Raw genomic sequence first — 281 nt, forward strand, 5'->3', positions numbered from 1 at the left:
CCGATTTCCGGATCACGGCCTTCCATCGCCGCAAGCGCGGAGCCTGCGATCACCGGGATGTCGTCGCCCGGGAAGTCGTAGGCCGACAGCAATTCGCGGATTTCCATCTCGACGAGCTCGAGCAGTTCCTCGTCGTCGACCTGGTCCACCTTGTTCATGAACACGACCATGGCGGGGATACCCACCTGGCGGCCCAGCAGGATATGCTCGCGCGTCTGCGGCATCGGGCCGTCAGCGGCGTTCACCACCAGGATCGCGCCGTCCATCTGCGCCGCACCGGT

The 281-nt window shown here is 65.5% G+C and carries 1 protein-coding gene; it reads right to left on the minus strand.

Going from position 1 to position 281, the window contains the following annotated elements:
- A partial coding sequence (locus tag Q1B16_RS22325) for a GTP-binding protein (protein WP_299794641.1) occupies positions 1–281 on the minus strand: 281 nt, incomplete at both ends.

It is taken from the genome of uncultured Marivita sp. (assembly GCF_947488135.1).
Classification (GTDB): domain Bacteria; phylum Pseudomonadota; class Alphaproteobacteria; order Rhodobacterales; family Rhodobacteraceae; genus Marivita.